This is a genomic window from Pseudomonas sp. RIT-To-2, from assembly GCF_029623465.1.
GTDB classification, from domain to species: Bacteria; Pseudomonadota; Gammaproteobacteria; order Pseudomonadales; family Pseudomonadaceae; genus Aquipseudomonas; species Aquipseudomonas silvicola.
Genome location: NZ_JAPYKM010000033.1, coordinates 26,813 through 48,754, shown reverse-complemented (window position 1 = coordinate 48,754; position 21,942 = coordinate 26,813). Strand labels below are relative to the sequence as shown.

General features: G+C 63.2%; 23 protein-coding genes, 1 tRNA gene and 1 pseudogene. 14 read left to right on the top strand and 11 right to left on the bottom strand.

All coding sequences use genetic code 11. The features are described 5' to 3' along the window. Positions 1-269: 269 nt before the first annotated feature. The 5 genes and pseudogenes from QBK88_RS30965 to QBK88_RS24195 form a co-directional block, all read right to left on the bottom strand. Positions 270-1,040: pseudogene (locus QBK88_RS30965) on the bottom strand (ABC transporter transmembrane domain-containing protein); the annotation flags it as partial. 47 nt (positions 1,041-1,087) lie between these two features. After that, entirely contained in the window at positions 1,088-2,287 is a 1,200-nt protein-coding gene (spt, locus tag QBK88_RS24210; protein ID WP_277963994.1) for a serine palmitoyltransferase, read from the bottom strand. Beyond that, positions 2,274-2,537 carry an acyl carrier protein gene (locus QBK88_RS24205; protein WP_277963993.1) on the bottom strand — a complete coding sequence of 88 codons (264 nt, stop codon included), beginning with the start codon at positions 2,535-2,537 and terminating at the stop codon, positions 2,274-2,276. Before QBK88_RS24205 ends, spt begins: the two co-directional genes overlap by 14 nt. A gap of 30 nt (positions 2,538-2,567) precedes the next feature. Continuing rightward, positions 2,568-3,479 carry an NAD-dependent epimerase/dehydratase family protein gene (locus QBK88_RS24200; protein ID WP_277963992.1) on the bottom strand — a complete coding sequence of 304 codons (912 nt, stop codon included), beginning with the start codon at positions 3,477-3,479 and terminating at the stop codon, positions 2,568-2,570. Next, positions 3,479-5,206 carry a fatty acyl-AMP ligase gene (locus tag QBK88_RS24195; RefSeq protein WP_277964016.1) on the bottom strand — a complete coding sequence of 576 codons (1,728 nt, stop codon included), beginning with the start codon at positions 5,204-5,206 and terminating at the stop codon, positions 3,479-3,481. The genes QBK88_RS24200 and QBK88_RS24195 overlap by 1 nt, the downstream gene beginning before the upstream one ends. A gap of 368 nt (positions 5,207-5,574) precedes the next feature. Here QBK88_RS24195 and QBK88_RS24190 point away from each other — a divergent pair, with 368 nt between their 5' ends. The 7 genes from QBK88_RS24190 (at position 5,575) to QBK88_RS24160 (ending at position 12,500) form a co-directional block, all read left to right on the top strand. Continuing rightward, positions 5,575-6,699: an N-acetyltransferase gene (locus QBK88_RS24190; RefSeq protein WP_277963991.1), complete on the top strand. Its 1,125-nt coding sequence runs from the start codon at positions 5,575-5,577 to the stop codon at positions 6,697-6,699. After that, positions 6,683-7,513, top strand: a complete 831-nt coding sequence (locus tag QBK88_RS24185) for a nucleotidyltransferase family protein (RefSeq protein ID WP_277963990.1) — start codon at positions 6,683-6,685, stop codon at positions 7,511-7,513. The genes QBK88_RS24190 and QBK88_RS24185 overlap by 17 nt, the downstream gene beginning before the upstream one ends. Before the next feature lie 87 nt (positions 7,514-7,600). Continuing rightward, positions 7,601-8,674 (top strand): LPS export ABC transporter permease LptF, encoded by a 1,074-nt coding sequence (gene lptF, locus QBK88_RS24180; protein ID WP_277963989.1) that lies wholly within the window; start codon positions 7,601-7,603, stop codon positions 8,672-8,674. Further along, positions 8,671-9,750, top strand: coding sequence for an LPS export ABC transporter permease LptG (lptG, locus tag QBK88_RS24175; protein WP_277963988.1), 1,080 nt, complete (start codon positions 8,671-8,673; stop codon positions 9,748-9,750). Before lptF ends, lptG begins: the two co-directional genes overlap by 4 nt. A 26-nt stretch (positions 9,751-9,776) precedes the next feature. After that, entirely contained in the window at positions 9,777-10,745 is a 969-nt protein-coding gene (locus QBK88_RS24170) for a diacylglycerol kinase family protein (RefSeq protein WP_277963987.1), read from the top strand. A gap of 11 nt (positions 10,746-10,756) precedes the next feature. Continuing rightward, entirely contained in the window at positions 10,757-11,704 is a 948-nt protein-coding gene (locus tag QBK88_RS24165; protein ID WP_277963986.1) for a hypothetical protein, read from the top strand. A 34-nt stretch (positions 11,705-11,738) separates the two neighbouring features. Continuing rightward, positions 11,739-12,500, top strand: coding sequence for an aspartyl/asparaginyl beta-hydroxylase domain-containing protein (locus QBK88_RS24160; RefSeq protein WP_277963985.1), 762 nt, complete (start codon positions 11,739-11,741; stop codon positions 12,498-12,500). Between the two features lie 12 nt (positions 12,501-12,512). Here QBK88_RS24160 and QBK88_RS24155 read toward each other — a convergent pair whose 3' ends face one another. Next, entirely contained in the window at positions 12,513-12,962 is a 450-nt protein-coding gene (locus tag QBK88_RS24155; RefSeq protein ID WP_277963984.1) for a putative ATP-dependent zinc protease, read from the bottom strand. A 465-nt stretch (positions 12,963-13,427) separates the two neighbouring features. On the opposite strand from QBK88_RS24155, the gene QBK88_RS24150 reads away from it, so the two are divergent. The 3 genes from QBK88_RS24150 (at position 13,428) to QBK88_RS24140 (ending at position 15,250) form a co-directional block, all read left to right on the top strand. Next, the gene (locus QBK88_RS24150; RefSeq protein ID WP_277963983.1) at positions 13,428-13,769 is read left to right on the top strand and encodes a MarR family transcriptional regulator; all 342 of its coding nucleotides are present in this window, start codon (positions 13,428-13,430) and stop codon (positions 13,767-13,769) included. Between the two features lie 247 nt (positions 13,770-14,016). After that, positions 14,017-14,301 (top strand): hypothetical protein, encoded by a 285-nt coding sequence (locus tag QBK88_RS30960; RefSeq protein WP_445764987.1) that lies wholly within the window; start codon positions 14,017-14,019, stop codon positions 14,299-14,301. Between the two features lie 46 nt (positions 14,302-14,347). Then, positions 14,348-15,250 carry a carbohydrate kinase family protein gene (locus tag QBK88_RS24140; protein ID WP_277963982.1) on the top strand — a complete coding sequence of 301 codons (903 nt, stop codon included), beginning with the start codon at positions 14,348-14,350 and terminating at the stop codon, positions 15,248-15,250. Positions 15,251-15,278: 28 nt separating this feature from the next. Here QBK88_RS24140 and QBK88_RS24135 read toward each other — a convergent pair whose 3' ends face one another. Both QBK88_RS24135 and QBK88_RS24130 read right to left on the bottom strand, forming a co-directional pair. Next, positions 15,279-15,527 (bottom strand): CsbD family protein, encoded by a 249-nt coding sequence (locus tag QBK88_RS24135; protein ID WP_277963981.1) that lies wholly within the window; start codon positions 15,525-15,527, stop codon positions 15,279-15,281. Positions 15,528-15,652: 125 nt separating this feature from the next. Beyond that, the gene (locus QBK88_RS24130; protein WP_445764986.1) at positions 15,653-16,252 is read right to left on the bottom strand and encodes a hypothetical protein; all 600 of its coding nucleotides are present in this window, start codon (positions 16,250-16,252) and stop codon (positions 15,653-15,655) included. Positions 16,253-16,365: 113 nt separating this feature from the next. On the opposite strand from QBK88_RS24130, the gene QBK88_RS24125 reads away from it, so the two are divergent. Then, positions 16,366-17,256: an alpha/beta fold hydrolase gene (locus QBK88_RS24125; RefSeq protein ID WP_277963980.1), complete on the top strand. Its 891-nt coding sequence runs from the start codon at positions 16,366-16,368 to the stop codon at positions 17,254-17,256. Between the two features lie 116 nt (positions 17,257-17,372). Here the strand turns inward: QBK88_RS24125 and QBK88_RS24120 are convergent, their stop codons facing one another. From QBK88_RS24120 to QBK88_RS24110, 3 genes are all read right to left on the bottom strand, one after another. Further along, positions 17,373-19,640, bottom strand: a complete 2,268-nt coding sequence (locus tag QBK88_RS24120) for a hypothetical protein (protein WP_277963979.1) — start codon at positions 19,638-19,640, stop codon at positions 17,373-17,375. Positions 19,641-19,665: 25 nt separating this feature from the next. Beyond that, positions 19,666-19,740, bottom strand: a tRNA-Arg gene (locus QBK88_RS24115). A 108-nt stretch (positions 19,741-19,848) separates the two neighbouring features. Further along, positions 19,849-20,031 carry a hypothetical protein gene (locus QBK88_RS24110; RefSeq protein ID WP_277963978.1) on the bottom strand — a complete coding sequence of 61 codons (183 nt, stop codon included), beginning with the start codon at positions 20,029-20,031 and terminating at the stop codon, positions 19,849-19,851. Positions 20,032-20,194: 163 nt separating this feature from the next. On the opposite strand from QBK88_RS24110, the gene QBK88_RS24105 reads away from it, so the two are divergent. The 3 genes from QBK88_RS24105 (at position 20,195) to QBK88_RS24095 (ending at position 21,917) form a co-directional block, all read left to right on the top strand. After that, positions 20,195-20,569 (top strand): hypothetical protein, encoded by a 375-nt coding sequence (locus tag QBK88_RS24105; RefSeq protein ID WP_277963977.1) that lies wholly within the window; start codon positions 20,195-20,197, stop codon positions 20,567-20,569. Continuing rightward, entirely contained in the window at positions 20,566-20,763 is a 198-nt protein-coding gene (locus QBK88_RS24100) for a helix-turn-helix transcriptional regulator (RefSeq protein ID WP_277963976.1), read from the top strand. Before QBK88_RS24105 ends, QBK88_RS24100 begins: the two co-directional genes overlap by 4 nt. Before the next feature lie 77 nt (positions 20,764-20,840). Beyond that, entirely contained in the window at positions 20,841-21,917 is a 1,077-nt protein-coding gene (locus tag QBK88_RS24095; protein WP_277963975.1) for an aldo/keto reductase, read from the top strand. Positions 21,918-21,942: the final 25 nt, after the last annotated feature.

The window sequence follows — 21,942 nt, the reverse complement described above, 5'->3', positions numbered from 1 at the left end:
GCGTCCTTGAGAATGTGCCGCCCACCGTAGGTGAACGTGACGTGGTCGAAGCTGATCTCGCGGGTCAGCGCAGGCTTGCGGCTACCGCCCTGGGGTTCCAGTTGCGCCTTGGCTTCGGCCACGGCCTCGCGCAGGGCCCAGAAGGCGCTCTCCTGCCCTACCATGCGGTGGTAACGCTGTTGGGCCTTGTGCAAAAGCCCCAGCACGCGCACCACCATGAAGATCAGCACCATGACCGAGGACATGGGCAGTTTCCAGACCACCAGGCCAGCGTACAGGCCGCCGGCGGCCAACAAGGCCAGCAGCGGTTCCTGCAGCGCCCGCAGGGTCTCCCGGCTGGTCACTTCTTTTTCCATGGCCGCGTTCAGCTCGGTCGCCTGGCTGCGCAGCAATGAGTCGGCGATGTCTTCCCGGGCCATGGCCTTGAGCGGCTTGACCGAACCCAGCGTGTCACTCAGGTTGATCAACAGTTCGCGCATCAAGCCCGTCTGGCTCTTGCCGGCCTTGCGCGAGGTCTTCACCAGGCCGCGCAGCGCCAGCAGGATGCCCAGGCCCAGGGCGATACAGACCAGCGCCGCCTGCCAGGACACCACCAGGGCAATGATGCCGTAAGCGATGGCCTGAATGGTCAAGGCGACCATGTTGGCCGCGTGCTCATAGGCCGTGGCGGCCCGGAACGCCTCGGTGGCCACCGAGTTGGCCAGTGCGCCACCGGGTTGGCGCAAATAGTGTTCCCAGCGGCTTTCCAGCGTGGCATTGATCAGGTCCACGCGCAGGTCGGTGGCCACGTGGGCCACCGTGTAGCCGACCTGCCGGTTGGCCAGCAGGATCAGCAGGCTGGTAAACGACATGCCGGCCACGATGATCACCAGCAGCACACTGATCGTCGGCTCCAGGCCAACGCTCTGAAGCACCGCGCCCACATGGGTAGCCACGGCGCCGGTGTGCCCGCTGTCGCCGAGCATCACCGACACCAGCGGCAGCATGGTGGTCAGGCTGATCCCCTCCACCACGCCGGCCACCACCAGGCTGAGCAGCATCAGCAGGGTGCGCAGGGGGTAGGACTTGCCAAAGGCCAGGATGATTCTCATGGGGCAGCCTCCAGAATACCGCGGTCACGCAAGGCAGCGAACGCGCGAACCATCGCGTTGATCTGTTCAGGGGAATGGGCCGCGCTGACGCTGCAACGCACCAGGGTAATGCCCGATGGCGCCGCGGGCGGCAACACCAGGTTCACGTAGACCCCCTCCTCGATCAGCGCTCGCCAGAAACGCACGCCTTGCTCCTTGGTGCCAATCATCACCGGGATCACCGGGCTCACATCAGGGCCCACCTTGTAACCCAGTTGCGCCAGGCCTTCGTGCAGCCTGTAGGCATTGGCCCAGAGCCGATCGCGCAGTTCGGGCTGGCGCGCGATGGTACGCAGCGCCGAGCGTACCGACGCAATAGCCGACGGTGACGGCGACGCGGTGAAGATGTAAGGGCGGCTGGCGTAGCGCAACACCTCCATCCCCTGATCGTTGCCCACGGCGAAGCCGCCGATGGCCGCCAGGCTCTTGCTGAACGTGCCCAGAATGATATCGACGTCCTGTTCAAGGCCCAGTGCCTGAACCAGCCCGCGCCCGGTGTGCCCCAGCACGCCGAACGAATGGGCTTCGTCCACCAGCAGGTAGCCGCCCAGGCGCCGCTTGATATCGACGATGGCCTGCAGCGGCGCCACGTCGCCAAGCATGCTGTAGATGCCCTCGACGATGATCAGCGCATCACGGGCCTGCTCGCCCAGCCGTACCATGCGCCGCTCCAGGTCGGCAGCGTCGTTGTGGCGGAAGCGGATCACCTGAGCGCCACCCAGTGCGCAGGCGTCATAAATGCTGGCGTGGCAGTCGGCATCCAGCAGCACCACGGCCTTGGGCGTAGCGAGCGCACTGATGATGCCCAGGTTGGCCACATAGCCGGTGGAAAAGACGATGGCCGACGGGCGCTCGAAGAATGCTGCGAGCTCAGCCTCCAGCGCCACATGGGCACCGTAGCTGCCATTGGCCATGCGCGAACCCGTAGTGCCGGTGCCCTGCTCGCCCAGCGCCGCTTGTGCGGCGGCGATGGCCTCGCTGTCGAACGTCAGGCCCAGGTAGTTGTTGGTGCCGGCCAGGATGACGCGCTGCTGGCCGATCTGGCCTTCGGTAGCCGAATGCAGGGTGTCGATGCAGGTACCGAAGGGGTTCAGGCCTGCGCCTTGAAACACCTGGCGCTCATCCGCCAGGCGGGCATAGCCGTCATACAGCCCCATGGTGGTTCTCCAGGTACGTGACCAGGGCGTTGGCCAACTCGACCGGCGTGGTCACGTCGATGAGAATGTTGATGGGGATGGAAAGATCGAAGTGGTCCTCGAGCATCATCAGCAGGTCCAGGATCTTGATGGACTCAAGCCCCAGGTCCTCGACCAGATTGCTCTGTGGCCCGATGGGCCGGCGGCTCTCGGGCGTAAGCTCGTGCAGGCACTGCAGGATGTATTCGATGAGAACGTCATGCTTCAACATAAAAGGGGTCTGATGTCTTTTCAAAGGGGATCAAAACGACCGCTCGCGCAACGCGCACTCCAACGCAATACCTGGGCGCCAGCCCAGGGCTGCGGCGATCGCACGGTTGCTGGATGACCAGTCGGGGTGCAAAAGTTCGTTGACCTTGGCCGGTGTCAGCATTGGCTCGCCGCCGGCCAGGCGCTGCCAGGCCAGGTTCAGCCGCGACAGACGCCGCAGCCATAGCGGCGCAATGCTCACCTGGCGTACCGGCGCACCGCGGACGCGGGCGCCCATCGCCTGCAGGCCAGGCCAGCTGTACGCCTGCGGGGCGCCGTCGTTGAGTTCGTAACACGCCGTGCCGGCAGGCGCGGCCGCCAACCACCGCAGGCAGGCCTGAGCCAGGTCCTGGACGTGCAGAAACGACAGCCGAGCGTCGGCGGCGCCCACCCGTGGCAACCAGCCTCGCAGCAGCCAGGTGAACACCGGTTGCAGTTCACGGTCGCCCGGGCCGTACACGGCCGTGGGCCGAAAAATACTCACCGGCAGGGTACCCGCCACCTCGACGGCTTGGCGTTCGGCCTGGAATTTCGATTCGGCGTACCACGACAGCTGCGGGTGGCGCGCGGCAAGGGACGAAATCAATAGCACGCGCTCGCAATGGCCGGCAGCCTTGGCCGCGGTCACCAGCCGGCGGGTACCGTCGACGTTGCAGTGCTGGAACGTGGCACGGTCGCGCCCGCGTACCTGCCCCGCGCAATGAATGACGGCCTCGGCGCCGCGGACCAGTTCCGCCAGCGACGCGGGGTTGTCCAGCGCGCCATGTACCCATTGCAACCCCGGCTGGTCAACGCCTGTGCGCCGGGTCAGCGCCCTGACCGTGAAGCCCTGGCGCAGCAAGGCCTGCACGATATGCTGGCCAATGAAACCGGTGGCGCCGGTCAGGGCAACAGTGTGGGTCATCAGGCGCTGGCCGCTGTCGGCACCGCGGCCTCCAGCCTGCTCAGGTAGCGGCGCTTGGCCTCGGCTCGGGCGGGCTTGCCGGATGACGTGCGCGGGATGCTCTGCGGTGCCACCAACTGGATATCGACACTCACGCCGAATTCGCTCTGGATACGCCCCGATAGCGAGTGCACCATGCGTTCGCGCAGGGCCTGGGACGTCACCCGGCACTGGATCTGCATGACCACCACTGCGTCTTCGCCCTGGCTCGTCAGGAAAGCGATCGCATCTCCGGGGCGCACGTCCGGCTCGCCTTCGGCCAGGTGTTCGATGTCCTGGGGCCAGATGTTGCGCCCGCGGATGATGATCAAGTCTTTCTGGCGCCCGGTGATGTAGAGGTTGCCAGCATGCAGGTAGCCCAGGTCGCCAGTGTCCAGCCAACCGCTGGCGTGCAGACGCGCCTGCGACTCGGCATCGCGAAAATACCCGCTCATCAGGCTGGGGCCGGCAATGAAGATCTGCCCCACTTCACGCTCTGCCAGGGGCAGGCCCTGGGCATCGCGGATCTCGATGCAGTGGCCCGGCAGCGAGGCACCGCAGTTCACAAAGGTGCTGATGGCCCGGGTGTCGGCAGACGGCGGCATGGCCCTGCCCTGCTGTTCCAGCACATCGCGGTCCACGCGGTCGGCCTCAAGCCCTGCGTCCGCCGGTGCGAAGCTGACGGCCAGGGTGTTTTCCGCCAGGCCATAGCAGGGCATGAAGGCGCGGGGGCCAAAGCCGGCGGTGCCGAAACGCTGGGCAAACTGGTTCAGCGACTCGAACGGCACCGGTTCAGCGCCCACACCGGCCACGCGCCAGCTGGACAGGTCCAGCTCCGCCAGGTCCTTGTCGCTGCACCGACGCAGGCACAGGTTATAGCCAAAGGGCGGCGCGACAGACACGGTCCCGCGGTTGCGACTGATCAGCTTCAGCCATTGCAGCGGGCGCATGGCGAAGTCCTGGGTGCGCAAGTAATCGACGGACAGCTGGGTCGCCAGCGGCGTCAGCACGAAACCGACCAGCCCCATGTCGTGGTAGAACGGCAGCCAGGAAACACAGCGGTCGCCTTCGCGCAACCGAATGCCGTGCCGGCTGATGGCCTGCAGGTTGGCCATCACCGCGCGTTGGGTGATCACCACGCCGCGGGGAAAGCGTGTGCTGCCGGAGGTATATTGCAGGTAAGCGATGTCATCCGCCGAGGGCGCCACGAGTGCCACTGGCGCCACGGGCAGCGCATCGAGCTCGGCGCTGTCGATGACCCGGGCCGAGGGCGTCGCCTGCGCGGCCTCCCGCACCAGCGGCAACCATTCCTCGGTGCCACACACGGCGGCCGGGCCACAGCTGAGCAGCAAGCCGCGCAGTTTTTCCACATACGAGGCGTGCTGGCCCATGCCCATGGGTATGGGCAGGGGCACAGGCACCAGGCCGGCGTACTGGCAGGCGAAAAACACCTCGACGAAGGCTGCACTGGTGTCGGCGATCAACGCAACCCGGTCACCGCGCGACAGGCCCTGGCCCAACAGGCGCCGTGCCGTCAGCACCGCCCGTTGTTTCAGCATCCGGTATTCAAAGGAACTGACCAGTTGCCCACGGCGGTCATAGAAGTTCATTCCGGCGTTGCCGGTTGCCGCGTAATCCAATGCATCAGGCAAACTTTCGAAGTCCGCATAACGCAGGGGTATTGAACTATTGGAGCTTGTTTCCGACATATACAGCACAGCCATGACATTGAACCTTATCGCCTGATCGCGAACAGCAGATCCTTCCCGCAATGTCGCCTCGCACGCCCTCGCAGGCGTCAGTCGACAAGGACGAAATAACGGCCGAGAAGGGAGCGAAACCCCACTGGAATGCGGGTTTTGGGGCTTTCAAGTTCTGGTTGAACCCAATTTGCGACAAGACTAACAGCCTCGTGTTCCTGAACGACTATTCATTTATCAGATACCCGCAATCAACAACACAGATAGTCATTTGATATACAAACCAGGCAAATAACGGTTTCATTTATAGCGCAACAGGCGAGTTTCATCATGCCCGCTAGTTCACCCCTCCTAAAGTTGTAGATGCAAGGTTAAACATGATTTCCATTGAACAGGTCAGCGGCAAGGCTGAAATGAAAGCCTTCCTCGCGTTGCCATCGCGTTTGTATGCCGATGATCCACACTGGATCGAGCCACTGCACATTGAGCGTACCGAGCACCTTTCGGCGAAGAACCCCGCAGCCGAGCACATTCAGTGGCAGGCCTGGATAGCCCGGCGTGGCGACACGGTGGTGGGCCGTATCACGGCGCAGATCGACACCTTGCACCGTCAACTTCATGGTGCCGATACCGGGCATTTCGGCATGATCGATGCCATTGATGACCCCGAGGTATTCAGCGCCTTGACCGGCGCTGCCGAGACCTGGCTGCGCCGGCGGGGCGCCCGCACCATCACCGGTCCCTTCAGCCTGAACATCAACCAGGAAAGTGGCTTGCTGGTGGACGGCTTCGATACGCCGCCGTCGGCCCTCATGAACCATGGCAAGCCTTATTACGCGGCGCGCCTGGAGCAGTTGGGCTACCGCAAGGGCATGGATCTGCTGGCGTACTGGATGCGCCGCGACGACCTGTTCTTCACCCCTGCGCTGAGCAAAATCATGGACCGCATGCGCGAACGCGTGCGTATCCGCCCACTGGACCGCAAACACTTTGCCGCTGAAATGCAGGTGCTGCGCGACGTGTTCAACGATGCCTGGCAACACAACTGGGGGTACGTGCCATTCACCGAACGCGAGTTCAGTGAAATGGGCGCGCAACTGAAATTCCTGGTGCCGGATGACATGATCCACGTGGCCGAAATAGACGGCCAGGCCTGCGGGTTCATCGTGGCGCTGCCCAATATCAATGAAGCCATTGCCGACCTCAACGGTCAGTTGCTGCCGCTGGGTTGGGCCAAGTTGCTATGGCGCCTGAAGGTCAGCGGCGTGCGCACCGCCCGTGTTCCGTTGATGGGCGTGCGTCAGGCGTATCAGTTCAGCCGCCTGGGGCCGGTCATTGCCCTGTTGCTCATCGAGGCATTGAAGGGCCCGTTTCTGGCGCGCGATATCGAAGCGCTCGAGATGTCGTGGATTCTGGAGTCCAACACCGGTATGCGCACCATCCTCGAACGCATCGGCGCCGATCCCTACAAGCGGTATCGCCTTTATGAAAAACAGCTCTGAGGCACAGCGGTTCGATGCCCTGGTGCTGGGCGCGGATCGCCATGCCCATGACCCGGTGACAGCGCTGGGCGCCGCTGGCTGCAAGGCTCTGACCCCCATCGACGGCATACCGATGCTGCACAGGGTGGTCACTGCGCTACAGCATAGCGAGCACATCGGCCACATTACCCTGGTGGGGCCATCGCGTACGTTGCTGGCCGACGACGCCTGCCTCCATGCGCAGCTCGCGCAGGGCGAACTCGGCTACCTGGCCCCCGACCATTCACCCGCGGCCAGCGTGCGCCGCGGCCTGGCACATCAACAACGGTGGCCGGTCCTGGTTACCACCGCCGACCACGCGCTGTTGCGCACGGATATCGTCGACCATTTCCTGGCCGGCGCGGCCGCGGTTGACTGCGATGTCTGCGTGGCGGTGACGCCGCTGGCCACCGTGCTGGAGCGCTTCCCCGGGTCTACCCGAACCGCTATTCGCCTGAAAGGGGGGGCGGTGTGTGGCAGCAACCTGTTTGCCTTCATGACGCCACGCGGTGCAAGCCTCGCCCAGTACTGGACCGGCCTGGAGGCTGCCCGCAAGCACCCGCGCAGCGTGGTGGCCAAGGCGCTGGGCCCCTTGGCGGTGCTCAAATACCTGCTGGGCCAGCTCTCACTCGCGCACGCCTTGGCCCAGCTGTCGAACGCCCTGGGGGTGAAAGTCGGTGCCGTGGTGATGCCGTTCGCAGAAGCGGCGGTAGACGTGGACTCGGCCGCCGACTTCGCCCTGGTGGAGCGCACCCTCGGCACCACCCGCTGGCCGCCGGCGCGGCCCGGCGCCTGACATCGTTGCGCCGGCCGGTCCAGGAGCACGGCGCACCCTCTCCACTTTACTCGCACGGCCCCGCGCCGCGCTGAAGGTTAGCGGTACATGCTTACGATTGAGCGATACATCATTGCCGAAGTACGACGCCCAGTGACAATGATGGTCGGGTTCCTCACCTTTGTGTTCGCCAGCTACTCGGCCGAACGCTACCTGACCGAAGCCGCCAATGGCACGCTGGGGCTGGGCGTGGTGTTCGACATCGTGTTCTATAAAGTCATCATTGCCCTGGAAATGCTCTTGCCTGTGGGCCTGTATGCCTCGGTGGCCATTGCCCTGGGCCGGCTGTACAACGATTCGGAAGTCACCGCTATCCTGGCGGCGGGTGCGAGCCCGCTGCGCATCTACCGCGCCATCCTGTTCATTGCCACCCCCCTGGCGATCGTGGTGATGCTGTTGTCGTTCTACGGGCGCCCCTGGGCGTACACGCAAACCTATCAGTTGCAGATGCAGTCGCGCTCCGACCTGGATGTCAGCCACCTGCAGGCGCAACGCTTCAACCTCAACGACGACAATGGCCGGATGATCCTGGCGCAACGCATCGACCAGCAGACCAACCGGCTGACGGACGCACTGATCTACGACCCGGCGCAGGGCAAGAGCCGGATCTTTCGCGCCCAGGTCGCCACCATCACCAACCCGGACCCACTGGCCCCCGCGCTGACCCTGGAGGCCGGTACCACCTATACCCTGGAGCACCATGGTAGCCGGGACAGTGCCCTGAGTTACCGGCACCTGCAGCTCGACCTCAAGCCGATGGAAACCACCGCCGAAAACAAGCGCAAATCCACCCCCAGCGCGGTGCTGGCGGTCTCCGCCCTGCCCCAGGACAAGGCCGAACTGCAATGGCGTGAAAGCCGTGGTCTCAATGCCGTGCTGATGGCCCTGCTGGCGGTGCCCTTGAGCCGTACCGCGCCGCGCAAGGGGCGGTTTGCGACGCTGCTGCCCATCACCGGCCTGTTCACCGTGATTTTCTACGGCGGCAACCTGTGCCGCACCCTGGTCGCCAATACCGCCCTGCCGCTGACGCCCGGCCTCTGGCTAGTGCCACTGTTGATGCTGACAGGCCTGGCCCTGCTGGCCGCTCGGGACCTGCGCCTGTTGCCGGCGTTCAAACGATGAAGCTGTGGCGCCTGTACCTGATCAAAAGCGTGTTCATGGGGTTCATCGCCGCCGCGGCATTGCTGATTCCACTGTTCACCACGTTCGACCTGATCAACGAACTGGATGACGTGAGCGCCGGGGGGTACCGCTGGACCCAGGCAGTTTCCGTGGTATTGATGACACTGCCCCGGCGCGTGATCGACCTGGGGCCGTTCATCGCCTTGCTGGGCGGCATCGTCGGCCTCGGGCAGTTGGCAATCAGCCAGGAACTCACCGCGCTGCGCACGGCCGGCGTTTCCATCGTGCGCATCGCCCTGGCAGCAGCGACGGCCGGGCTATTGCTGTCCCTGGCCCTGGCGGCCGTGGACGAGTGGGTCGCTTCGCCGTTGCAACAGCGTGGCTTGCAGATACGCAACGCGGCCATTACCCAGTCGGACGAAGCCGTCAACGCCAAGGGCACGCTGTGGGCACGCAGGGGCGATGAAGCCGCGAGGATCGATACCTTGGCCGCGCACAATCAGCCGCTGGGCATCGAAATCTTCCGTTTCAATGCTGACAACACCTTGGCCAGCTACCTGCATGCCGACAGCGCCACGGTTCGGCCCGGGGGCAAATGGGTGCTTAACCAGGTCAACGTCAAGACCTGGACCGGTGGCATCGAAACCGTTCAGACCCTGGTCACGCTGCCCTGGCAGTCGATATTTTCCAGCACCCACCTCAAGGAGCTGACCCTGCCCAGCGACAGCTTTTCCATCAAGCAATTGAGCCGCTACATACACTTTCTGCGCACCACCGACCAGCCCGCCGACCAGTACAGCATCGCCCTGTGGCAAAAATTCGGCCGGCCCATTCTGACGCTGGCGATGATCCTGCTGGCAGTGCCGTTCACCTTCGTCCAGCAGCGTTCCCCTGGCCTGGGCAGCCGCCTGGCGGTGGGTGCCATTACCGGCCTGCTGACCTATGTGGTCAACCAGATCGTCGTCAACCTCGGCTTGCTGTTCACTCTCAACCCTGCATTGACCACCCTGTTGCCCCCGCTGTTGATCCTCGCGGTGGCACTGGCGTTGGTCTACCGCTTCGATCGGCAGGCCTGAGCGCCAATGACCAGGAGACCCCAACCATGAACCTGCCTGCCCTGCGGCCCGCACGTATTGGTGTGCTGCTCAACCCCCGCAGCGGTCGTGTGCGCCGCCACCCGCAGCGATACCAGGCGCTGCTGGGCCGCCTGCCCGCGACCCAGGTCGCACAGGTCAGCACCGCACCCCAGATCGACGCCGCGATCATGGCCTGGGGCCTGGGCGATAAGGACCTGCTGATCGTCGTGGGCGGTGACGGCACCTTGCAGGCCGCCCTGACAAGCCTGCTGCGCGAGGCCGGCACACGGTTGCCCCAGGTGCTGATCGTACCCGCGGGCACCACCAACATGAGCGCCACGGCCATGGGGGTAAGAGGCAACCCGGCCAAGATCATCCGCGCGCTGGACAGGTGGCTGCACCAGGGCACCCGCGCGCCAGGCACGCAACCCAGGGCCGTGTTGCAGGTGATGGATTCCGGCGCCGGGGCGGCGCAATGCGGGATGTTCTTCGGCGCTGGCGCCATCGTCACAGGGGTGCGCTATTTCCATGCGCACATCAAACCCACCGGGCTGCGCGGCGTGGCCGGGCCGCTCACCGCCCTGGCGCGCATGGTGCTGGCCCTGTTCTCGCGCAAAGGCCGCCATTTGCTGCCCACCGTAAGCGCCACCATCACCGTGCCCCAGGCCCGCCGGCAGGCACCCTGGCTTCTGGTGCTGGCGACCACCCTCGATACATTGCTGATGGGCAGCACGCCGTTCTGGGGAACCGAAAAAGCCGCCATGCGCCTCACCGCCATCAGCCAGCAACCCGGGCGCCTGTGCCGGGCACTGCCGTCGGTGTGGTCCGGCCGCCCCAGCACCGCCATGCGCCAGGACAGCGGCTACCTGAGCCACAACGTCGAGGGCGCGGGGATCGAACACCTGCGTGAGTACCTGCTCGATGGCGAGATCTTCAACGTTGTCGGCACGCTTGCCCTCACCACCAGCACCCCTGTGTGCTTCATCATCCCGTAAGGCGGGCGCCCATGCCTGATACACCTGCATTGAGGGAGTGCGTGGCCAACGAACTGGCCCGCCCTGTCCATCACGACCTGCACACGCTCAAGGACGCACTGCTGGAGCAATGGGGCGGTGCCATCAGCGCGCTGCTGTTCTACGGCTCCTGCCTGCGCACCGACACCATCGGGGAAGGGCTGATCGACCTGTATGTGGTGGTCGACGACTACCGCGACATCCACCCTGCGAGGCTCGGCCAGTGGGCCAACGCCTGGCTGCCACCGAGCATATTCTTCTTCCGTACCGCTGCCGGCGACGGTATGGAACTGCGGGCCAAGTGCGCCATCGTGTCCGTCGCCGATTTCGAGAAAGGCACCTGTACCTGGTTCCAGAGCTACTTGTGGGCGCGGTTCGCCCAGCCCAGCCGCCTGGTGTTCAGCCGCGACGACGCGACACGTGGGCGAGTCGAACGCGCCATCGAGGGTGCCGTCAGGCGCCTGGTGAACGAAACCCTGCCGTTGCAGCCCGCGACCTTCGACAGCACAGGCTTCTGGACACGCGCCCTGGCACTGACCTACGGCACCGAGCTGCGCCCTGAAAACAGCGGCCGGCCGGCGCTGATCGCCCAGCAGAATAAGCGCTACTTCGAGCAATTGCTGACCGCCAGCGCGCGCACACCAGAACTTGCCGTGCAGCAGGCGAGCGACAGCTGCCACTTCCTGAACCGCAGCAAACAGGCGCAACGGCGGCGCCAGGTGCGCCGCTGGAAGGCCAGGAAGGTTCAAGGCCGCTCGCTGAACGTGCTGCGCCTGCTCAAATCACTGTTCACTACCCAAGGTGGCGTGGATTACGCCCTCTGGAAACTGGAGCGGCATTGGGGCCACCCCATTGCCCGCGCCGACCAGGTGCGTCGCTACCCCCTGCTCTACTGCTGGCCCCTGTTGTGGCGCCTGCTCAGGCAGCGCCGCGGGGAATGAGCCCCAGTACTTCAACACCCTCAGGACTTTTCCCATGACTGCCTCGAAGTCGGCCTCGGCGCCACACAAGAAACGCAAGCATCGCCCCAGCGTCGCCATCGGCCTGTGGATCATCAAACGCCTTGAAACTTTCATACGCCGAAGTTCCACCGTGGGTAACACGCCGTACTTCGACCCGGCCATATTTGCCTGGGCCACGTCGCTGCAAGCCCAATCGGCCGCCATCCGCGCCGAACTCGACGCCGTGCTGGAAAACACTGATGCCATTCCCAGTTTTCAGCAAATATCCAAGGACCAGGCCCGCCTGACCCAGGACGACCACTGGAAGACTTTTTTCCTGTATGGCTATGGTTACCGGATCGACGGAAACTGCGAACGTTGCCCTATTACTGCGCAGGCCATTGAATCAATACCCGGTATGTACACGGCCTTCTTTTCCATCCTCAGTCCCGGCAAACATATTCCCCCGCACCGCGGCCCTTATAACGGACTTTTACGGGTGCACCTGGGGCTGATCATTCCCGAGCCGGCCGAACGCTGTCGTATTGAAGTGGGGGGTGAAACACGCCACTGGCAAGCGGGCCAGTGCCTGGTATTCGATGACACTTACAAGCATCAGGTATGGAATGACACCGAGGGCCGCCGCGTGGTGTTGTTCCTGGACGTGCAGCGCCCCATGACGCTGCCGGGCAGGTTGCTCAACCGTGTCGTGCTGAAACTTATCCAGTGGTCGCCGTTCATTCAGGATGCGCGCAAGAACCAGCAGGCGTGGGACCGGGGCATCCTGAACCAGTAACGGCTGCCAGGTTCACCCCTTGCAGTCGGGCTTGACCTGTTCGGTGCGCGACGCATCCACCAGCCCCAGGTGGGCAATCACGTCGCGACCGAGCTTGATGGGCGATGTACCCTTGCCATGAGTCTTGAGCAACAGGTCTTCGGCATAGACCTTGTCGCCGATGCACAACGACAGACGCACCACCTGACGCTGGCTGCTGCTGAAACTGTTCTTGGACTTCTCCTTGCGCAGCACTTGGCGCTCCAGGGTCACCGCGCCGCTGCCGGTCAGCGTGCCAGTCCCTTGAATACTGAAACGCACCCAGTCTTCACCGCCCTTCTGGAAAGTGGCCAGGTCCTGAACGGTCAGGGACGAGGTGGCTGAAGTCGGGTCCAGCTCCATATCGACAGTACTGCGTTCAGGTTCGATGACACTCTTTTCCTGCCAGCCGAAAACAACCGGCGCGGTGGCGGCCGAGGCCATCTGGGATATCGCCGCGACCCCTAACGCACTTGCCAATAACGCTCGATACAAAAACATTATTTCACCTGATAAAAAACTGCATTGCTTCGTTAACAATAATTGATCGATCCTGGCAATAACCCATCAACGATCAAACCTATAAGCGCCCCACAATACCACAGGCTCCGGACGACTATTTGACAACTTCGAGCCTGTCACGAATCATTGCAGAAGCGATCACACTTCCACACTACCCATCAAGGTGCCTACCCTTATCGTTACAGCTCCAGTAATGCACTATCAAGCGAAGGTTCGTTTAACACAACACACTTTCGGCGTACTCTACGCACGGCCCCTCTTTGCAACCGGCTCATCATTGCCGGCCCTTGTGTCTGTCTTTAAACCTGCTGGTCTTTTTCAATGAATGCGCCTTATCTCGAGTCCTACCTTTCACTGAACCGCGCGCGCAAAACGGTTGAACATTTGATGAACCAGCGGTTGGAGCCCTGCGGCCTGAGCATCACGCAATTCCACGTACTGGATCTGCTGGTCAACAACCAGGCCAGCCTGCCCGCCCACCTTAGCGATGCATTGAATATTTCCGCGTCCGGAATCACCACCGTCGTCGACCAGCTTGAGCGAAAGCAACTGCTGGAACGCCTGCGCAAGCAACCTGACCGGCGCACGGTACGGCTGTGCGTCAGCGCCCTGGGCACACGGCTGCATACTCACGCCCACGCGCTGTTGGCCCACACCGATGACAATGAGGCCCATGCACTGCCGTCGTCGTATTTCGTGGCGCTGAACAGCCTGCTCAAGGCGCTCTAGGGGCTGCATGAACAGGTAACGGTGAATCGAGGCGTGGGGTGCCCCGATGCCCCCCGCTTTACTGCGTCGGCTCGAGGCCCAGGCGCTTGGGCCGCAATGCCAGCGTCGTGGGCTTGAGCCTCAGCAATCCCTCACCCTGACAGGCAAAAAAGTATCGAGACCACGTTAACTCGACACTAGCCACCCGGCCAAGGCCCACGTATGGTTAGCCTGCCAGCGCCCTGAACAATGATAAAAAGGGTATCCGATGCCTGATCACCGTAGTGCCTTGTTCGAGCAGCCGCTGGCTGAGTTCGAGGCCATCCTGCCGCCCGCCGACCAGGGTTTTCGCCGGTACGAGCACAATTACTCCTATGCCCTTGCCCGCCGGAACCACCATCCCGAGCAGTTGCCCGGCCGTGACGTGACCCTGCAGTTCAAGCGCGAAATCCTGTCGGCCGCTGCGCTGCACCGGCCGCCAAGTTGTCGAGGTGACACCGCTATTGGAGCGGGCGCGACGCCGTGGGCGTTCTCCTCAACGACAACAGCGTAAACGCATCCCCGCCCGTTGCTTTTCTACCTTTGAAGCAGGAGAAACCATGTCACTGCCCCACGTAATCGTTTTCGGTGAAGCCCTGACCGATATCGTCCAGGGCTCGCCTGGACACTGGCAAGGGTACCCTGGCGGCGCGCCCTGGAATGTGGCCCGCAGCTTGAGCCGCCTGGGCGTGCAGGCCGCGTTCGCCGGGGCGATCAGCCAGGACTCACTGGGTGATGAAATCGCGAACCAGTCCCGCGCCGCCGGGCTGGACATGCGGTTCATCCAGCGCGTCGACAGCGATCCACTCGTTGCGATCGTTGCCTCCAGCCACCCTCCCCGGTATTTTTTCGCCGGTGACGCCGACCTGCGGTTTGATCCCCACCACCTTCCCCAAGGCTGGCTCGACGCCGCCCGATGGTGCCATTTCAGTTGCATCAGCCTGGCGCGCCAACCGCTGGCCGACCGCCTGGTGGGCATCGCGCAACAGGCCAGGCAAGCGGGCAAACGTATCAGCTTTGACCCCAACTGGCGCAACCTCATGGACCCGCACTACCTCGAGCACACGTTCCCCACCATGGTCAGGCTGGCAGAGTTGATCAAGCTGTCGGACGAGGACCTGCGCCAGATCTACCCTGGGCGCACGGAGGAGCAGGCGCTGGACGCACTACGTGCCCTCAACCCAGCGGCTCGCGTGCTATTTACCCGAGGTGAGGCCGGTATGGTCCTGCATATCGGCAGCCAGCAATACAGCCAACCGGCGATTGCCGTGGAGGTCGCCGATACCGTGGGCGCTGGGGATGCCTGCATGGCGGGATGGCTGGCGTGTGAAGTACTGGGCATTGACGAAGCACAGGCGCAACTGCGTTTCGCAGCGGCCTGTGCTTCAGTGTCCTGCAGCCATGCAGGCGCTTACGCGCCTGGGCTTGAAGAGGTGCAGCAACTGCTGGCTTCGTACACCTGACCGGCAGCGGCCTGGAAGGGGGAGCTGCTCAGCGGCGCAGTAGGCGGCTGACCACCAGCGCCAGCGCTGCCCCGATCGCGAGGGCTGCCACCGGCTTCTCTTTGACAAAAGCCGACACGGTATCGAGCGCGTCGCCGTAGGTCTTGGTCACCTGGCCAGCAGCCTGGTGCCCTGCGCCTTCAGCCTCCAGTTGCGAGTCCCCAAGCAGCCGCCCTACCGCGCTCTGGGCTTTACCGGCGGCCTTTTCTGCAACACCTTCGATCTGTTCACGCTTCATGATTTCACCGACCTTCGTCTGCAAGTGCATCGTTGAGAAATGGCCCTGGCCACTGGCCAGGGCTGACTGCACAATGTTAGTCAAATCGCTGTAACCAATAGTTCAACGAACATCAGCCGCCCACCTCAGACGGCACATGGTTTGCCCGCATACACCACCCCGGCACGCGGCTTGAGCTTGATGATCAGCTGCACGTTGGGAACGTTGCCCACCGTCCTGGAAATGTGCCCCACCTTGCCCCCGGGCGTGCTGGCGAACGAGGAGGTATCCGCGTTGAACTGAAAATCCCCCGGCCCCTGCACCAGCGTCTGCCCATCGGTGGCTTCCACCGACCACTGGCCGGACAGGGTCACGACCCACTGCGGGCCTGGCGCGTGATGCCAGGAGCCCACGTAGCCCACCGGCAGCACCGCATAGGTAATGCTCTGGATGTCTTCGGGGGGTGTGCCGAACCATTCTGGCGCGGCAGGTGGCGCATAGCTCAGCAGCTTCATGCCGTTGAGTTCGCACTTGGCCACATGGGTGTGGCCCTGGGCATCGGCCCACAGGTTGGCGTAGGGCACCGTGGGTTGCTGGGGGTTCGCGGTGGTCGTGGCCTGCACCTCGGCAGTACCCAGGACGGGAACCGGGGGCGCCTCGGCCGTCGCGGCCATTGCCGTGCTGCCAGCCAAGCTCCAGGCCAGCAAGCTGGCCCGCATCGCACAGTTTTTCATCGTGAAAGTCATACAGCCTCCTGGTTTGATCGGTGTGTTTTATTAAACCGATTTTCGGCCCGGCAAGAATGACGAAATTGTCATCCGTGCGGTCTGATGCAGACACCCTTGCCGAGGACGACGCTGTGAAAGAAATCCACGCCGGTGTACTGAAAATCTCATACCGGGAAACAGGCCCGGCCGACGGGCCCGTGGCGTTGCTGTTGCACGGCTTCCCCTATGACGCCCACGCCTACGACGATGTCGCCGAGCGCCTTGCCGCGGCCGGTTGCCGCTGCATCATCCCGTCTCTGCGCGGCTACGGCGCCACGGGCTTTATCTCACCCAGTACGCTGCGCTCCGGCGAGCAAGCCGCACTGGGTGCCGACTTGCTGGCGCTGCTGGATGCCCTCGAAATCCAGCGCGCGGTGCTCGCCGGCTTTGACTGGGGCGGCAGGGCCGCCTGCGTTGTCGCAGCGCTCTGGCCGCAGCGGGTGGTCGGCCTGGTCAGTTGCGAGCCCGGCTACAACATCCAGGACATCGCAACGGCCAGCAAGCCTGCTGCGCCTGAAGCCGAGCATCGCCTGTGGTATCAGTACTACCTGCACAGTGACCGCGGCTACACCGGGCTCGACACGAACCGGGACGCATTCTGCCGACTGCTATGGCAACAATGGTCCCCGTTGTGGACGTTCAGTGACCAGCAGTTCCAGGCCACCGCCCGGTCGTTCCATAATCCCGATTTCGTCGATGTCGTCACGCATTCCTATCGACATCGCTTCGGCTTGGTCGAAGGCGATCCGCAGTATGCGGCTATACAGCGGCAGCTAGCGCGGCAACCGTTGATTTCGGTACCCACGGTCATACTGGCGGGCACTGACGACGGTGTGAGGCCGATCGAAGATGAACGAACGGCGCTGAGCATGTTTACCGGGCCCGTTCGCCGGGTGATTCTCGATGGCGTGGGGCATAACGTGCCGCAGGAAGCACCGGCCGATTTTGCGGATGCGGTGTTGAGTATTGTTTGGACAGGTTGACCGCCCTCTACCCGCCGGTACTTTTCAGGTCTGAAGGGCGACATTCGCTAAACACGCTCAGATACGCAGCCTTGCTGCAGTCACACACATTCTGGAGCGTGACGGTAATCGGTTGGTCAGTCCGGAAGCCCCGGAGGTTTGTCCGGCGGTGGCATCAACCAATGCCGATCAATCGTCCAGCCGAGAAAGACCCTCGCCCCTGTCGCCACCTGATGGGCTACCGTCAACGTGTCTCCCGCAACCGCCACACGCAATCCGACCATGGCCGGCAGAAACCTTTCCCGGAACACGGCCGGTTGATCGGCGAAATGCGTTTCAATGGCCTGCAGGGCGCTTGCCCTGCCACCTTCCTCAAGCATGGACAGGTAAAACAGCATCTGCCGCCACGCGTACGCCGTGTTCTTGAGCGTCACCAGGTACGCATGATAGTGCGCGATGTGTACCTGTTGCCGCCGGCAGATCCAGCGAAAACATTGCAAGGCCATCGCGCCCAGGTGGGATTGGAGCAGGTCACGCAGGCCGAGTTCGTCGAACAGAACCGCCAGGTTCTGCGTCGTGAGAATCTGCTGTTGCTCGATGATGGTTCCGTTCGCGGCCACACCGCCCCTGGCTTCGGCACGGTTGGCGCGCACAGCACAATGGCTCGCGAACACATCGCCGGTCATCGCCATGACCCACTCCGTGTCGATGCTGTAGTAACGAGCATACAGCGTGCCCTTCAACACCCTGGCGGCGCGCTTGGCGGCTTGCGCGTATTTATCCGAGAACGCGCCCATGAAAATGTCGGCCGCGACCTCTTCCACCCACGGGGCATCCAATTTCGCCGTGGCCGCCAGCGAGCGGAACTCCTGGATCAACTTGTTCGGCACGATGGCCTGTGGGAACGCACGAAGCGTCGTCACCGCAGCGTCGGTCAACGCCTGTTTCGCCCCTTGCACGACGAAGGCATCGCCGCCTCGCTCAGCCTCGACGGCGGCAACCCAGGGCAATTCGCTGATCTTCACCTGGCTCTGCAGGTTCAGCAACAGCAGCGAACGGCGGCGCCGGAACGCGCGATACGTGCAGATGGCCAGCCTGCGCAACGCCTCATCATCGAAACCGGCATTGTTGATATCGGCCGTCATGGCCGGCAGCACTTGCGCGATAGTATCCGCGGAGCTGATCAGGCGTGCGTCGATCAGTTCGGCGATGGTGCCCCTGCGGCATCGTTCAAGACGTCGACGCACGGCGCAAGGAACATCGGTGCCCTCGGCCACGGGGTACGTCTGCGCTTCTTCACGGGAAATGGGGCGCAGCAGAGGCGCGAAATCATCGATGCCGTCCAACGCTGGATAACCGTCAAGCCGATCAGACACCGCCCTGGCGATCAAGTGGTGCTCAGGGGCGGCCACATCAGCGCGTTGCCTTGAGCGTTTGTGCAAGTGGCGTTCGGACACGGGATGGCCATGCTTGGCCACGAAGCCATTGATGATGTGCCGAACCCGTCCCACCTGCCGTCCTGTCAGCATGGCAGGGTCACGCACGCACTGGCGGAGCACTGCGTACAACTCCCCTGCCCGCTCCTTCGACCATTTGCCGACGCCATGGGTCGCATCGAATCGGTTGCACAGCGTCGTTGCCTGTACGAACCACCCTTCAGGGTAGACCCGCAGAGGCCAGCCCGCTTCGCAGGTCTGCAGCAACAGCGAGACCGCGGCATCGTAAAGCGGCAATAGCGTTTCAACCACACGCTTGTGCACCGCCACCCGTTTCTGCGGCGGTTGCCGCGAGAGCTGCTGCCTGACGTCGCCGGCAGCGACAACCTGAACCTGAGCAGATGTGGGCGCTGGCCCCTTGGAGGGCGCGGGGAAAAAACGCAAACGGTCGAAGAAAGGCGCGATCGACTCGATCAGGCGGCGGGCTTGTTCCGTGCGCTCTCGGCCCAGCAGCCAGGCGACTGTGAGCAAAGCAGCCTCTTCAGGCACATCGACACGATAATCCCCACTCGCCAGGCGCGCTTGCAGCGAGTGGATACCTTCATCGGTCAGGTGCCAGGCATTGAGGTCGAGCCGCTCGCAGCCCGGCCGCACGCCAGCAATAGCGTCGGCCAGCCGGCGCTCGTCTTCCGTCAGTGCGCCACCGGCCAGAAAGTTACCGGTCGCGAAGCCACCGGTCACCACTTCCAGCGTGACCCATGCGGGCACATCCGCCAAGGGAGTACGTGAGCCATATTGCGCCGAACCCTGCACCAGGTGCTGCACCACCTGCTGCCAGCGTTCCACCCGCTGGCGGCTGTTTGCAGCGTGATCGTGACCTGACGCGGTCAACGCTCGGCATAACTGGAACACCGCATAACCCGCGTTCACGCCGGCCGATGCGCCGGATTCCCTGCCTTCCCTGGACATGTGCCCTACTGACCTTGCGAATGAGTGGGTCCGGGGGCTGGATTCGAACCAGCGCCCACCCGGGTAGGAGCCGAGTGTTCTACCGCTGAACTACCCCGGAACAGAGGGTGCATTCTGTCTGAGCATTGGTTTTGTGGGAAGCCGAAAATGTGATCGGCCATGCCACGTTGAAAACAGGCACCTGCGCGAGTCCGACCGGAATGCTCATTTACAACACCTTCGCCCCGCCCTTCTCGCCGAAGGTTTTCAACACAAGGCCCCGGGCCATCTGAAAGCCCACGCTAGCCAACCGCACAAGCCTGGAACCATGCTGTTCATCGCCACCGTCAATCCTGGCGATCATTCGTCCAATATTTTCCCGGGCTCGCTTGCGGCGTCCGTTGCGTTTCATCCATTGCTCCATGGGTTGATCAGGTGGAAGCTGAAAACGTCAAAGGCCAGACCGTATCATTCCCAGGCGTGCCGTGACTAGCCATAGCGCATGGAAGTAAAGCTTGCTTTACATTCAGTCTGCCACCCTCTAATGTAAAGCCAACTTTACATCGAGACCCCTCATGAAAACCTATCTCTACGAAATGGGCGCCGCCCTGGCCTGCTATGTGGTAGTGCTTATCGCATCGGTCCTGGCCCTGGCCCACTATCAGGACGCCAGCCTCATCACCCGAACCGCGCTCACCCTGTCCCCGGTCATCCCCGCCGCTTTCATCTGCTGGGCCGTGGTCCGCCAATTGCGCCGCCTGGATGAAATGCACCTGCGCATCCAGTTCGAAGCCCTCGGTTTTGCCTTCGCCGCTTCCGCCCTGCTGACCTTCAGCTACGGCTTCATGGAGAACATCGGCGCGCCGCACATTCCCTGGCTATGGGTGTGGCCGGTAATGGGGCTTACGTGGATCATTGGCCTGAGATTGGCCAGGCGCCGCTACCAATGAAGAACAGACTCAAGGAACTGCGCGCCACACAGGGGTGGTCGCAACAGGACCTGGCCGAGCGCCTGGGCGTCTCCAGGCAGACCGTCAACGCCATCGAAAATGGCCGCTACGACCCCAGCCTGCCCTTGGCGTTTCACATCGCGAGGCTGTTTACCATGCCCATCGAAAGCATTTTCGACGCCCCTGCCCAGTGACTGCCCCATAATAAATTCAAACTAATCCGCGCCTCGCCCCTCAGAAAAACCACGTGTCACATAATCTGGGAGGCAACATGCAATACCGACAACTGGGTGATTCAGGCCTGCTCGTATCCGAAATCGTCCTGGGCACCGTGCCCTTCGGCGGCCGTGCCGAGTTTGCCAAGTGCGGGGCGGTGGATGTACCCACGGCCAAGCGCATGTTCGACATCGCCTTCGAGGCCGGGGTCAACATGGTGGATACCGCCGACCTCTACTCCCACGGCCTGGCCGAGGAAGTGGTCGGCCAGGCACTGGGGGAAAAGCGCAACGATATCCTCCTGGCCTCCAAGGGCCGCAGCCCCGTCGACAAGAACCCGAACAACTCGGGCTCGTCGCGCTACCACCTGATCAGGGCCTGCGAGGCCAGCCTGAAGCGCTTGCGCACGGACCATCTGGACCTCTATCAACTCCACAACTGGGACGGCCTGACGCCGATCGAAGAAACCCTCGAGGCCCTGACCCATCTGGTGAGCGCTGGGAAGATTCGCTACTTCGGCACCAGTAACTTCACCGCCTGGCAGATGATGAAAACCCTGGGCAAAGCTGAACTCAACGGTTTTCTCAAACCCATCACCCAGCAGATCTACTACACCCCCGAGTCGCGAGAAGCGGAGTACGAGTTGCTGCCGCTGGCATTGGACCAGTCCATCGGTACGCTGGTGTGGGGCCCCATGGGCGAAGGCCTGCTGACAGGTACCACCCGGCGTGGCCGCACGCCGGGCGCCAATACACGCCAAGGCAGCGGTTGGCCGGAACCCTATGTGCATGATCAGGAGCGCGCCCTGGATATCATCGAAACCCTGGCGAGCGTCGGCGACGAGCACGACGTCTCCGTGGCACGGGTGTGCCTGGCCTGGTTGAAGGACAGGCCCGGCATCACGTCGCTGATTGTCGGCGCCAGAACCGAAGCGCATCTGCACGACAACCTGGCCGCCACAGCGCTCAAGCTCACCGCGGAACAAAAGGCCCGTATCGAAGCCGCCACCCGGCGACAGCCGCTGTACCCTTACTGGCACCGCTTCACCGCGGGCATTGACCGCTTCGATGTGGCAGAGCAACCGTTTCTTGCCGAGCACCAGAAGACCCTGGATGCGCGCAAGGACAAATAAGCCGCCTTCCATCTCGCGCATTGAA